This is a genomic window from Alkalilimnicola ehrlichii (assembly GCF_003399765.1).
Lineage (GTDB): Bacteria > Pseudomonadota > Gammaproteobacteria > Nitrococcales > AK92 > AK92.
The window spans coordinates 17,519-29,979 of record NZ_NFZV01000011.1; the positions used below are offsets into that span (position 1 = coordinate 17,519).

Here is a 12,461-nt window from a genome sequence, read left to right on the forward strand (position 1 = left end):
TTGCCGATGCCAAAAGAAAGGTTTTGAACATGTCAATTAATGCAAAATGGGATAAAAGTCGGAAGTGAGTGCTGTAGTTTCACGTACCCACTCGACGAAGAGATTGGCGTCCCCAAGGGGATTCGAACCCCTGTCGCCGCCGTGAAAGGGCGGTGTCCTAGGCCTCTAGACGATGGGGACGTGTAGATGCCGTTGCAATGGCGCGTATCTTACGGATGCCCTTTTGGAGTGTCAAGGTATATTAGAAGTTTTTCCAAACCATATCCTCTAACAAGCGCGAACTTATGCTGTAGCTTCCTAGCCATCTGCCGCTATTTCAGTTACGACTGTACGTCTGATGAAAAAGCACTTTCTGTGTCTTTCCCCGAGGCATTACCGGCAATGCTGGCGGAGCTAAAACGTATGCACATCGACAACCGCTCGCTCAGTTTCATGCTGCGAAACGATTCGGGCACCGCAGCCCCCCGTTCGTGGCAGGCAGGGACGGTGTTGCAGGCCGTTGTCCGCCAGGAAGGCGGGCGTTTACTCCTCGATGTCGGCGGACAACGATTAGAGCCGCGGCTATCCGGCCAGGACCGCCTCTCTTTACGGGAAGGCCAACAGCTACAGCTTAGAGTCACACAGAGCCAGCCACTGATGCTCCAGGTGTTGGCAGATCGCGCCTTGCCTTCGCCGTTGAACGCGGCCCTGCGCCAACTATTGCCGCAACAACCTAACTTAAGCCCTTTGGTGCAAGCCCTTAATATGCCAATACGGCCTCAGCTCCCACAAACGGTACGGAACGCACTGGATCATTTCCAGCAACAACTGCCTTCCGCCACCCAATTGCAAACGTCGAGCGGGCTCGCCCAGACTTTATCGCGCTCGGGCTTATTCCTTGAAGCGGCTCTCGCCAACGGGCAATTCGCCGCTCGCCACCCCGTCACAGCGGCGCCCGACGTAAAGACCGCGCTGCTGAGGCTGGCAGCGCAAATCCGCACCGAGGCCTTACAGCGAGCGTTGCCGTCGGCCTCGCCCCGAACAGCCGAACAGGCTACGCCATCGCCGCGTCCGGATGCCGCAACGGCTTCGCTTACGCGAACGCCTCCAGGCTACGGTACGGGGCCAACCGTGCGCACATGGATGCCTCTTCCTCAAACCACACAACCAGCGCAGCCTAACACTCTGCCAAGCAGTACAAGCGTCGACGACGCGGCGACGCGACGCTTGGCGGAAATTGCCTCGCAAACCGAACGGGCCGTATCGCGCCTACACATGCTCCAGTTGCATGCGGCCAGCAACGATAGTTTAGATTTACTGTTTGAAATACCGTTACGCTTCGGCGCAGCCGTAGAACTGATGCAGCTGCGTATTCAGCAACAACAGGCCGAGAACGAGGAAGCCGAGGCGGCACGCTTATTTCGAATTCGGCTTGCCTTTCAGTTTCGCGATATTGGCCCGGTGTATGCGAGCCTGCGGCTGGCGGGACAGCGGGTGGGATTAACATGGTGGGCGGAACACACGGACACCGCGTATCGGCTGGAGACGCAGCTGCCGACGCTACAGGCCCGCCTGGAAGGCGCGGGCTTTGAGATAAGCGCGGTCAGTTGCCACACCGGCCGCCCGGCGGAAGCGATCGATCAATTGACGCCGCAGGAAGGGGGGCTGCTAGATGAAAAAGCGTAATCAACCGCCGCGTCTTGCGGTCGCACTGCACTACGATGGCGAAGGGGCACCGAAAGTCACAGCAAGCGGTGCGGGTCATGTCGCGGAGCAAATCGTCGAGCTCGCCCGCGAGCACGATATCCCCTTACATCAAAGCGAAGAGTTGGTTGAATTGCTAGCGCAGGTGCCCTTGGAGCATGAAATCCCGGAAGCGCTCTACCGGGTCGTCGCGGAAGTCATTGCCTTTGCTTACCTCATCAAGGGGAAATTTCCGGAAGACGCTCGCCGTCGTCGTTAACCGCGGTGGCGGCGAAGACGTGCGCGGGGCACCGGCCAAGTTTTGCTTGGCCGGATTACTGCCCGGCTTCGTCTCGGTGCAGTAGCAACACCAAGTCGGCTTCAACCTGCGAAATACCGCAGGCTTCCATAATCTCCTCGGACGAAGCCCCTTTTCGCGCCATACGAATCGCCTGGTTGAAGGAACTACCGTTGGGATCGCTGTTGGCGACCTGTTCGATTCTCTCTTTCAAGCGCCCCAAGTCCTGCCGCACACGCACTAAATGCTGCCCCTGCCCCACAGCACCGGCCGATAGGCCCTGGTAACATTCGGCATTTTGTTGCAGGGTCCGCTCCAACGACGCAACCTGCGCTTGTACGGCTTGCAAACGGCGACTCAGGCGAATCGCCCAAATCGCGACCAGCAGACCGACGAGAACTCCAAGGGCTAACACTACCAAAACAAATTCAGGCGTAATCATCTACCAGTGGCGGGTCGTCTTCGTCGCCTTCGCCAGCGTCGTCGGTCACCTCGCCGTCCTTGGGCACCTTTTGCTTCGGCGCCCGCCGTTTGCGGGGCTTGCTGCCCTCCCGCGGTTCCTGTCCTATCGACGGGTAAGGGGAGGTCGGATTAACCGGATCGACTTCTGACATAGCCCTTTCGGCAGGCTTATAAGGCGGCGACGTCCTGCCATTCCTCCTTGGTCAGCAAACGGTTAACATCGACCAGAATCAACAAATCCTTGGGCCGACTGACAACACCATAGATATAGCGCGACGATTCTTCGTTCCCGACATTCGGTGCCGTATCGATTTCCGCGTGTTTGACTTCCACCACTTCGGAAACGCTGTCGACTAAGATGCCGGCAATCTGATCGTTCGCCTCGATGACGACAATTCGCTCGGACTCCTCCGGCTCTCGCGTCTGTAAGCCAAACCGCATACGGGTATCGATAACGGTCACGACATTGCCACGCAAGTTAATGATACCCAAAACATAAGGCGGCGACCCGGGGACCGGGGCAATTTCTGTCATCGGCAGCACTTCTTGGACCTGCATGACGTTAATACCGTAGGTCTCGTCGTCGAGCTGGAAGGTCACCCACTGGGTCACCGGGCCCGTTTGTTGCTGCTGTTCCTGCTCCGCCATATCGCTTCTCCGCAAAGCTTTTGTCTACTGTTATCCACACTATCGGCACAACCGAGCCCTGGTTTATCAGGCTGCCGAAAATAATTTTTCAGCAACCTGCTAGGGCGCATCGAGCGAATCCGCCTCTATGGGCGTTTATTACCCTTGCGCGTGCTTTCCGTAAGCATATCGGCGAAGGCCTCCGTATCGAGTAACGCGCACAAGTGACCGAGCACCGTCCCCGCCAGCCAAGGCCGCTGCCCACGCCCTCGACGCCATTTGACTTCGGCGGGATTGAGCTTAATGACGTCGCCGATCGCCGTGCACGATAAGCCCCACTCGCCATCGCCGACGACGAGGATGTGATTGGTTTCTAAATCGGCATCCCGCTTATCCGGCGGAAACACCATCGTTGCAGTATCGACCACCCGCACATTGCGCTCCCGATAACGAAACAAGCCATGGCACCACGCCGGCAACCCCGGCACCGGAGTAATCTTCTCGCTCCATGGCACCACGCTATGCAGCTTTACCAACGGAACCGCAAGCTTGAGGCCACCCACCTGGAACAACAGTGCCTGAAAATCCGGCTCCGCCCACTCGGGAATACCCGACCTCGCAGCAACAGGCTCGGCCTGAGGCTGCACATCCGGCTGCACCTTCGGCGTCGACTCGGGTACCGGTGCGTCAACAACGACTTCAACCGGAGCCGGCGCTTCGACCGCCACCGGCTTGGACGGAGCAATCGCCCGCTTCGGCGGCGCTTCTTTAGGAGGCAACGGCTCCGCAACCGGCGCTGTCGGCTCCGGCACGGGCGCCGGCTCCGGGTACTCCTCCGGCAACTCTCGCAACAGGCCGTCCAGATAGTCGAGAATCGCGTCCTGTTGGGCGACTAATACTTGCTTTCGCGGCGCTTTCCAATCAGCCATGAGCAAGCTCCCGCGCTTCTATCTCCTCCAGCGACTGTAGCGTTTCCAGTAGCTTGCGATAGGCCATGCTGCCGCGCGCCCAGGGGTGTAAAACGGTTAGCGGCTGCCCTTGTTTGCTCGACTCGCGAAACTGGGTGTCGACTGGAATCGCGCTATCCCAAACCAGCTCACCGTACTTACGCCGCACTTCCTGCAAGGACTCGACGGATGCTTTAGTCCGACGATCGAACATGGTCGGTACGATAAGATAGGGTAAGCTCTTTGAGCGGGAGCGCTGTATCATCTCCAGCGTGTGAACCATTCGTTCCAGGCCCTTTAAGGCCAGGAACTCGGTTTGCACCGGAACGATCAGGCGGTCGCAGGCGGCTAAAGCGTTAACCATCAACACCCCCAGCATCGGGGGCAATCGATAAAGGCATAGTCGAAACGGTCGGCAACGGCAGCCATAGAACGCTGAACGACCAGCCCCATTCCAGAGCGAGTCCCCAACTGTCGGTCCAGGGTTGCCAATGCCGTCGAGGCCGGCAGCACGCTCAAGCCTTCTATGTTGGTCTCTCGCAACACCGGCAATACCGCGTCCCGATCGCCGCGATTCTTAAATAAGTCGTACACGCTCGGCTCGATGGACTCAGGGTCGAGGCCAAAATAGCTGGTCAACGAACCGTGCGGGTCCAAGTCCACAACCAATACCCGCCGACCGCGGTTGGACAGCAAGCCTGCCAAGCTCACCGCTGTGGTGGTTTTGCCAACGCCGCCTTTTTGATTCGCTACAGCCCATACTTTCATGGCTAGCTCCCCCTACGCTTGCAGCCCAGCCGACTAACGCAACCGCGCCAGTTCGGCACCGACCGACTCCAGCGGCAAAACCCGATCTGTCAGTCCGGCTTTAGCGACTGCGCCCGGCATGCCATAGATGACACTCGTGGCTTCGTCCTGCGACCAGACCGACGAACCGGTTTGTTTTAACAAGCGCGCCCCTTCGCAACCGTCGGCGCCCATCCCGGTTAACACGACGGCTAACACTTTCCCAGGACAAGCCCTGGCGGCATCGTTGAACGCGATGTCGACACTTGGTTTATAAAACTGTCCCGGCTCGGCTTCGAAAATGCGGACGCTGAGGCGACCGCCTTTATGCTCTACACCGGTATGCCGGCCTCCCGGTGCCAGCAGTGCACGACCGGGGATAAGGCTATCGCCGTCCTCGGCTTCTTTAACCTGAATCTGACACAGCTCGTTGAGTCGTTCCGCAAATGCCCGCGTAAAACTCTCAGGCATGTGCTGAATCAACAATACCGGCAATGGATAATTTGCCGGCAGCTGAGTCAGCACTTTCTGCAACGCCACCGGGCCGCCGGTCGACGTACCGATCACCACTAAACCGTAACGCCCGCTGCGCACGACCGCCGAAGGCCGGGGCGGCGTTATTTCTGCCGGCGCTCTCGCCACGTTCGCCCGCGGCTCGGGCGTCACGGTATCTCGACCGGGGGCCTCGCTTTGACGAAGCCGTCCGGCGCGGCCGGCCTGCCCGCTTACTTCGTGAATACGGCGCTGTAGCTGTCGTTGGACTTGGTCGGTGTCGCCGGAGATATCGGCGAAGCGTTTCGGCAAAAAGTCAACGGCACCGGCATCTAGCGCATCCAGCGTCGCTTGCGCCCCTTCATAAGTTAACGAGGAGAACATAAGAATCGGCGTCGGCCGCCGACGCATGATCTCTTTGACGGCGGCAATGCCGTCCATCTCCGGCATCTCGATATCCATGGTCACGACGTCAGGCTTTAAACGCAGGGTCTGCTCGATCGCTTCACGACCGTTTCCTGCCTCACCGATGACTTCCAGCGTCGGGTCGGCATCCAACATGGTGCGAATACGGCGGCGGAAGAACCCCGAGTCGTCCACCACCAAAACACGCAATTTCACCAGGTGTCACCTCCGCCAACCATAAGCCACACCTTGCTACATTCTCGAACCGAACGACTTGATCAGACTCGGAATATCGACGATGAGCGCGATTCGACCGTCGCCCGTAATCGTCGACCCCGCCAAGCCGGGCAATCCCTGCAACATCGCGCCAAGCGGCTTAATGACAACCTCTTCCAGCCCCAAAACTTCGTCGACGACAAAACCGACCGCTTGGTTCCCGATCACCACCGTAACAACCTGCCGCTCGCCGTCCAGCGCTTGTTGGTCTTTGCTGGTCACCACGACATCTGCTAGCCGCTGTAACCAACGCTCGAGGAAAAACAACGGCATGGCCTTGTTCCGGACCATGACCACTAAGCGCCCGTCGACAACGTTGGTCCGAGCCGATTCAAGCTCGAAGATCTCGCGCACGACCGACATGGGCAAGGCAAACTTACGCCCGTCTACCTTCACCATTAGCGTCGGTAGGATAGCCAGCGTCAGCGGTACCTTGATCCGCATCGTGGTACCTTGACCTAACTTGGATTCGATCTCTATCGACCCGTTCAGCTGGGAAATGCGGTTTTTCACCACATCCATGCCGACGCCGCGACCGGACACATCGGAGATTTCGGACTTGGTCGAGAAGCCGGCCAAGAAAATCAGGTTATAGCAGTCCTGTTCGTCCAACCGCGCGGCGGACTCCCGATCCATGAGGCCTTTTTCGATAACCTTATTGCGTAAAAACTCCGCGTCCATCCCTTTCCCGTCATCGGCAATCGTCAACAGGATATGATCGCCTTCCTGCTCTGCCGCAAGCAGAATCTTGCCGGCTCGCGACTTGCCTGCCATCTGCCGATCGCTCGGCTCTTCGATACCGTGATCGACGGCATTACGCACCAAATGGACCAAAGGATCCGCCAGGGCTTCGACCAGGTTTTTATCGAGGTCGGTGTCTTCGCCCTGCATTTCGAGCTCGACTTCTTTCTTCAAGCTTCGCGCCAGGTCGCGTACCACACGGGGAAAACGGCCGAAGACCTTCTTGATCGGCTGCATCCGCGTTTTCATCACCGAGTTCTGCAGATCGGCCGTGACCAGTTCCAGGTCCGATACGGCTTGACCGATACGTTCGTCGTTGAGGGTACTGCGCAACGTACTCAAGCGGTTGCGCACCAATACCAACTCGCCGACTAAGTTCATGATGTCGTCGAGCTTGGCGGTATCGACTCGGACCGAGGTGTCGCCTTTGGCGGCTTTTGCCGCTTTGGCGCTTCCGCTTTTGCTGGGGTGGCTTGGGCCGGTTCCGGCGAGGCTTGTTTGGAAGCAGGCACCGGTTTGGGCTCGTCTGCCCCTTTCGGACCTTTACCTTTGCCGTGCAGCGTATCTAGCAGTTGATCGAATTCCGCTTCGCTGATTTTATCGTCGTCAGCGCCTGAGCTCGTCTCTTCCGCCTTCTTGGTCTTCTCGCCGGAAGCCGCCGGCGCCGGACCTTTCGGGGCTCCCGAGCCATGCAAGCTATCGAGCAGCCGGTCGAACTCTTCTTCGGTAATATCGTCGTTACCGGTTTCACTCGTACCGTTGGAACTTGCCGTACCGGAATCCTCTCCGACGGACTGCAACAGGGCTTCGAACTCTTCTTCGGCCGGATCGTTTTCCGCCGGCACATCGGTGTCGGCCGAAGCGGTATCGCCTGCGGCAGCGGCCGGGGCGGCACTATCGGGCACATTATGCGCTTTCAAGCGCGCAATTAACTCAGCGGACGCCGGCGATAAATCCTCACCGTTATCAAGCTGTCCGAACATGCCGGTAACAACGTCCAACGCCTCGAGCACGGTGTCCATCAGATCGGCAGTAACGGTCTTGTCCCCGCTACGCAGCAGATTAAAGATATCTTCGGTCTGATGACAAACATCGACTAACGGCTCGAAGTTAAGAAAACCGGCGCCGCCTTTAATCGTATGGAAGCCGCGAAATACCGCGTTCAGGAGTTCTCTGTCGCCCGGACGCTGCTCCAGGTCCACCAACTGTTCGCTGAGACTCTCGAGAATCTCCCGAGACTCAACCAGAAAGTCCTGAACAATATCGTCTTCGATGTCGATGCCCATACCGTAACCTTTCGTCCGGTTGTGATAACGCTATCCCGGTGCCGCCTTGATCAAGAAACGCTCTCGAAAGTCCGGCCGCGCCCCTGCTTAAGGAAACCTTGGGTTGCCCCTGGTACCTCCTTAAAATCCCAAGCTGGAGAGCAAGTCATCGACGTCATCCTGTCCCTGCACCACGTCGCCTTTGTCCACCCCAGGGACACTGGGACCCTCTGCTTTAATCGCCCCGTCTTTGTTCTTATCGGCAGAAGCGGCGTTTTCCTCAAGTATGCGGCCACCCGAGAAGCGGACTAACTGAACCAGGTTTTCCTCGACTTCCTGCACCAGATTGATAACGCGCCGAATGATCTGTCCGGTTAAGTCTTGATAGTCCTGGGCCATCAGCGCCTCGGTGAGATTGCTCTGCACCTTGCCGCCTTCTTCCGCCGATGCTTCGAGGAATTCGTCGAGATCGCGGCACAAAACTCTGAACTCGTCCACCGCCATCTCGCGATTGCGAAAACGCTGCCAGTTCTCGCGCATGGGCTGCGCTTTCCCGATCACGACATCGACTCTGTTGATGCTGTCTTCGATCGCGGTCAGCGTGCGGTGGGCCGCCTGCTCCGTCATGGTAATGACGTAATTCAGGCGGTCGCGGGCATCGGGAATTTCGCTCTCGGCAATATCGCTTAATCGCGTATCGAGCCGGAACGCTTTGATGGACTCATGCAGCTCCCGCGTCAACATGCCCAATTCTTTAAAGAGGACGGTTTCCCGGATATGCGTGAGTTCGTCGATCGCCTTATCGGCGGCCATCTCGTCTCCGGCTTCCAGGCTCTGCACCAACATCCGTGCCGATTCGAGATATCGGTCGCCGGCACTTTCCTCGGCCATGGCCTCTACCCCTCGCCGTGGATACGTTCGAAGATTTTGTCGATCTTCTCTTTCAGCGTGTTGGCAGTAAACGGCTTAACGATATAGCCATTCACACCCGCCTCAGCGGCGGCTACGATCTGCTCGCGTTTGGCTTCGGCGGTTACCATCAGAATCGGCAGATTCGACAGCTCCGGATCGGCGCGCACGGCCTTGAGCAAATCGATACCGGTCATTCCCGGCATATTCCAATCGGTCACCAGAAAATCGAAGTTGCCCTTCTTGAGCATTGGTAGCGCGGTGGTACCGTCGTCGGCTTCCTGGGTATTGGTAAAGCCGAGATCACGCAGCAGATTTTTGATGATTCGTCGCATCGTGGAAAAGTCGTCCACGATCAGAATCTTCATTTCATTATCGAGTTCCACCTTCACTCACCTCATTTAGGCCATTAACCGTGCCAAAGTACTATTGAATGCTGCTTGCCTCCGGGGCATTTCGCCGGCCGTCGCGACAAGCGGCATAAGAAGTTATTTCGGCGGCTCCTTGCGGACCTTTACCGTTGGACTTAGTCCTTATCTACCCAATCGGCCATCATGCCGCGAAGTTTAATCATGATACGGCCATGGATTTGGCTGACGCGCGACTCGCTCACACCCAGCACTTCGCCAATCTCCCGCAAATTGAGCTCTTCGTCGTAGTACAAAGCCATAACTAAGCGCTCACGCTCGGGCAGCTCGGCAATGGCTTCGACCAGCGCGCCCCGAAAACCGTCCTCTTCGAGCAAGCCAAGCGGCGTTGGCCCGGTACCGGCCGGCTCATGAGCCTCGCCCAGTTCAGGGTCTTCCTGATCGATGCTGAAGATCTTGGAAGTCGAAACGTCCTGCAGAATGTGGTGATACTCATCGAGGCTAATATCGAGCCGTTCGGCCACCTCGTGATCGGACGGATCGCGTCCCGTCTCGTGTTCTAAGGCACGCACGGCTTCGGCAACTTCTCTTGCTTTTCGGTGCACCGACCGCGGCGTCCAATCCAGACGCCGCATTTCGTCCAGCATCGCACCTCGAATACGAATGCTGGCGTAGGTCTGGAAACTCGCCCCCTGCGACGCGTCATACTGTCGCGCCGCTTCCAATAACCCGATCATTCCGGCTTGGATCAAATCATCGAGCTGAACTGCCGGCGGCAGCCGCATAATCATGTGATGCGCAAGCCGCTTTACCAGCGAAGCATGCCGAACAACCAGGTCATTTTCCCCCTGCTGCTCGACCTCGCTATAGAGTGCATGGCCGTTCATCTGGGCACCTCCAGACAGATCTTATCGTTAGCGTTTTCAAGCACGGCTGTCGCTCAAGAAAACATAATCCTGTCAGCATGTAGGCGTAGCTGGAACCGAAGCCCCCTCTACACTCGTAAGGAAACACTGAACAATTCCCTCGTATCGTTGCGGGCCTAACCCTTGCCTGACACCGCACGCCCTTCGACTGCCTGGTCGAAGAGATGAACGAATTGTTCAGTGCTTCCTTAAATCATTCCCCCATCCCGGAGCTGTACTGAATCAGGCGTTCCACAAAAAACTCTAGATGGCCTTCCGCGCTGCTCGGCAAAGGCCAACGCTCCACCCGGCGCGCCAATTCCGCATAAGCCCGCGAGGCGGGGCTTCCCGGATAAGCCAGCGTGACCGGCCGGAGACGCTGGACCGCCTTCCGTAGATATTCGTCTTCCGGAACAGGGCCGGCATAGTCTAGGGTCACGTCGAGAAAACGCGTCGTCGCCATCGCCAGTTTGCCGAACAACCGGTGGCCTTCCTCGGGCCCTTGCACACGATTGGCAACGATATGAAAGCGTTGTACGCCATAATCGCAACTTAACACTTTGATTAAGGCATAAGCGTCGGTCAGCGAAGCGGGCTCGTCGCACACCACGACAAGCACATCGCGGGCGGCGCGGGCGAAACTGGTAACGCCGTCGGCAATGCCGGCCGCGGTGTCGATGATCAAATAATCGAGATCGAAGGTCAGCTCGCTGAAACTACGGATCAGGCCAATGTGCTCTGCTTGGCTTAGCTCCGCCATCCGCTGGGTGCCGGAGGAGGCCGGCACGACTTTAAAGCCTCCGGGCGCTTCGATGATGACCTCATCCAAGCTAGCCCGCCCCTCAAGCACATGCGCCAAGTTGTAACGCGAACTCAAGCCAAGCAGGACATCGACGTTAGCCAAACCCAGATCGGCATCCAACAGCATGACCTCGCGACCCAGCTGCGCCAGCGCAGTCGCTAGGTTTACGGAAACGTTGGTTTTGCCAACGCCGCCTTTACCGCTGCTAACGGCAATGACTTTTACCGGCTTTGGGTTCGTCATGCGTCTAAGGCTTGCCGCCTGGTCTCCGTCGAAGTTCTTAACGAGCATTAACGATCCCGCCAAAGCTTAGTGCGAGCGTCTCCTCGTCCAGGTCCTGGCGATACTGAGCCACAAGTTGTTGAGCCTTCTCGATGAGCTTATCGCTGTTGGCGGATTCCAAATCCTCCGGCACACGCTGGCCGACGCCGAGGAAAGCGAGCGGGATTCGGTGCCGCAGCGTAATCGTGAGCGCGCCGCCCAGGCTGGTCGCTTCGTCAAGCTTAGTTAGAATACACGCCGCCGGACGCACGCCTTTGAACGAGCGCACAACTTCGTTCAAAGTCGATAGCTGGGTATTGGCGGACAACACCAAGTAGCTGCGAATCGGGATGCCGCTGCCGTGGAGCGCCTGAAACTGCTCGGTCAGGCGCATATCGCGCTGACTCATACCGGCCGTATCGATCAACACCAGCCGCTTATCGCGCAACTCATCCAGCACATCGGCCAACTCCTCGGTCGTATTGGCGATATGCATGGGCACACTCAGAATACGAGCAAAGTTACGCAGCTGATCCTGAGCGCCGATACGGAAGTTATCGGTGCTGACCAAGGCCACGTGCTGACGACCGTGCCGCAACGCAAAACGAGCAGCCAGCTTGGCAATGGTGGTGGTTTTACCGACTCCGGTGGGGCCGACCATGGCAACGATACCGCCTTCTTCCAGCAGGTCTTCCTCGGCCACCGACAGGTTATGGCGCAGAATTTTCAGCGAGCGCTGCCAACAATCGTCCAGCTCCGGCTCTTCCTCGGTGCTGACGACGTGGTCGGCTAATTTACGGCAAACGTCCGTCCCTAAACCGATCTCGCTGAGTTGCTTAAGCAAGGTCGCACGCACCGGCTCGCGCTGCCCCATCTGATTCCATTCCATCAGGGTGACCTGGTTCTGAAATAGATTCCGCAGCGTTTTGATCTCTTCCCGCATCTCGCGCAACGCAGGCTCCTGGGTCCACTCGATCTGCGCGGCCGGAGCTTGGCGCGGCGCTGCTTCCGGCCGCGGCTGCCGGGCATAAGGGTTGACGCCGAAGTCGTCGTCCTCGTCGTCGACGCGGATGTCGACTTTTTGGCGGCTCGGTCGAGTTTCTGGCGTCGCAGGCCCCTCGGCTGCTCGCTCGGCCCGTTGTCGAAGCACATCCAGCGTACTGGCGAAGGCAGCCGTCGGCGCGGGGAGGCGGTGTCGTTCCTCGCGTTTTGTTGCCGCGGCAATGACCCGTTCGTCGTAATCGACAGCGGAAAT

At 58.1% G+C, this 12,461-nt stretch carries 14 protein-coding genes, 1 tRNA gene and 1 pseudogene; 2 read left to right on the plus strand and 14 right to left on the minus strand.

What is annotated here, in order from left to right; translation table 11 throughout:
- Positions 1-104: 104 nt before the first annotated feature.
- A tRNA-Glu gene (locus tag CAI21_RS11685) sits at positions 105-180 on the minus strand.
- Positions 181-402: 222 nt separating this feature from the next.
- Here CAI21_RS11685 and fliK point away from each other — a divergent pair.
- Positions 403-1,665, plus strand: a complete 1,263-nt coding sequence (gene fliK, locus CAI21_RS11690; protein ID WP_181919391.1) for a flagellar hook-length control protein FliK — start codon at positions 403-405, stop codon at positions 1,663-1,665.
- Positions 1,652-1,942 (plus strand): EscU/YscU/HrcU family type III secretion system export apparatus switch protein, encoded by a 291-nt coding sequence (locus tag CAI21_RS11695; RefSeq protein ID WP_116302451.1) that lies wholly within the window; start codon positions 1,652-1,654, stop codon positions 1,940-1,942. The genes fliK and CAI21_RS11695 overlap by 14 nt, the downstream gene beginning before the upstream one ends.
- A gap of 55 nt (positions 1,943-1,997) precedes the next feature.
- Here CAI21_RS11695 and CAI21_RS11700 read toward each other — a convergent pair whose 3' ends face one another.
- The 13 genes and pseudogenes from CAI21_RS11700 to flhF form a co-directional block, all read right to left on the minus strand.
- On the minus strand, positions 1,998-2,402 hold the full coding sequence (locus CAI21_RS11700) for a DUF2802 domain-containing protein (RefSeq protein WP_116302452.1): 405 nt from the start codon (positions 2,400-2,402) through the stop codon (positions 1,998-2,000).
- Positions 2,389-2,574, minus strand: coding sequence for a hypothetical protein (locus tag CAI21_RS11705; RefSeq protein WP_116302453.1), 186 nt, complete (start codon positions 2,572-2,574; stop codon positions 2,389-2,391). The genes CAI21_RS11700 and CAI21_RS11705 overlap by 14 nt, the downstream gene beginning before the upstream one ends.
- Before the next feature lie 16 nt (positions 2,575-2,590).
- Positions 2,591-3,070, minus strand: coding sequence for a chemotaxis protein CheW (locus CAI21_RS11710; RefSeq protein WP_116302454.1), 480 nt, complete (start codon positions 3,068-3,070; stop codon positions 2,591-2,593).
- 125 nt (positions 3,071-3,195) lie between these two features.
- Complete coding sequence (locus tag CAI21_RS11715; protein WP_116302455.1) at positions 3,196-3,978, minus strand: chemotaxis protein CheW; 783 nt, start codon at positions 3,976-3,978, stop codon at positions 3,196-3,198.
- A pseudogene (locus CAI21_RS11720) lies at positions 3,971-4,764 on the minus strand (ParA family protein). Before CAI21_RS11720 ends, CAI21_RS11715 begins: the two are co-directional and overlap by 8 nt.
- 33 nt (positions 4,765-4,797) lie before the next feature.
- The gene (locus CAI21_RS11725) at positions 4,798-5,895 is read right to left on the minus strand and encodes a protein-glutamate methylesterase/protein-glutamine glutaminase (RefSeq protein WP_116302456.1); all 1,098 of its coding nucleotides are present in this window, start codon (positions 5,893-5,895) and stop codon (positions 4,798-4,800) included.
- Positions 5,896-5,931: 36 nt separating this feature from the next.
- Positions 5,932-7,077, minus strand: a complete 1,146-nt coding sequence (locus CAI21_RS25600) for a chemotaxis protein CheA (RefSeq protein WP_309544688.1) — start codon at positions 7,075-7,077, stop codon at positions 5,932-5,934.
- Complete coding sequence (locus tag CAI21_RS25605) at positions 7,074-7,982, minus strand: Hpt domain-containing protein (RefSeq protein WP_309544689.1); 909 nt, start codon at positions 7,980-7,982, stop codon at positions 7,074-7,076. Before CAI21_RS25605 ends, CAI21_RS25600 begins: the two co-directional genes overlap by 4 nt.
- 120 nt (positions 7,983-8,102) lie before the next feature.
- The gene (locus CAI21_RS11735; RefSeq protein WP_116302457.1) at positions 8,103-8,852 is read right to left on the minus strand and encodes a protein phosphatase CheZ; all 750 of its coding nucleotides are present in this window, start codon (positions 8,850-8,852) and stop codon (positions 8,103-8,105) included.
- A 5-nt stretch (positions 8,853-8,857) separates the two neighbouring features.
- On the minus strand, positions 8,858-9,238 hold the full coding sequence (locus CAI21_RS11740; protein ID WP_116302550.1) for a chemotaxis response regulator CheY: 381 nt from the start codon (positions 9,236-9,238) through the stop codon (positions 8,858-8,860).
- A 158-nt stretch (positions 9,239-9,396) separates the two neighbouring features.
- Positions 9,397-10,125 carry an RNA polymerase sigma factor FliA gene (locus CAI21_RS11745; RefSeq protein WP_116302458.1) on the minus strand — a complete coding sequence of 243 codons (729 nt, stop codon included), beginning with the start codon at positions 10,123-10,125 and terminating at the stop codon, positions 9,397-9,399.
- A gap of 232 nt (positions 10,126-10,357) precedes the next feature.
- Positions 10,358-11,236, minus strand: a complete 879-nt coding sequence (locus CAI21_RS11750; RefSeq protein ID WP_472974025.1) for a MinD/ParA family protein — start codon at positions 11,234-11,236, stop codon at positions 10,358-10,360.
- Positions 11,226-12,461 (minus strand): flagellar biosynthesis GTPase FlhF, encoded by a 1,236-nt coding sequence (gene flhF / locus CAI21_RS11755; protein WP_309544691.1) that lies wholly within the window; start codon positions 12,459-12,461, stop codon positions 11,226-11,228. The genes CAI21_RS11750 and flhF overlap by 11 nt, the downstream gene beginning before the upstream one ends.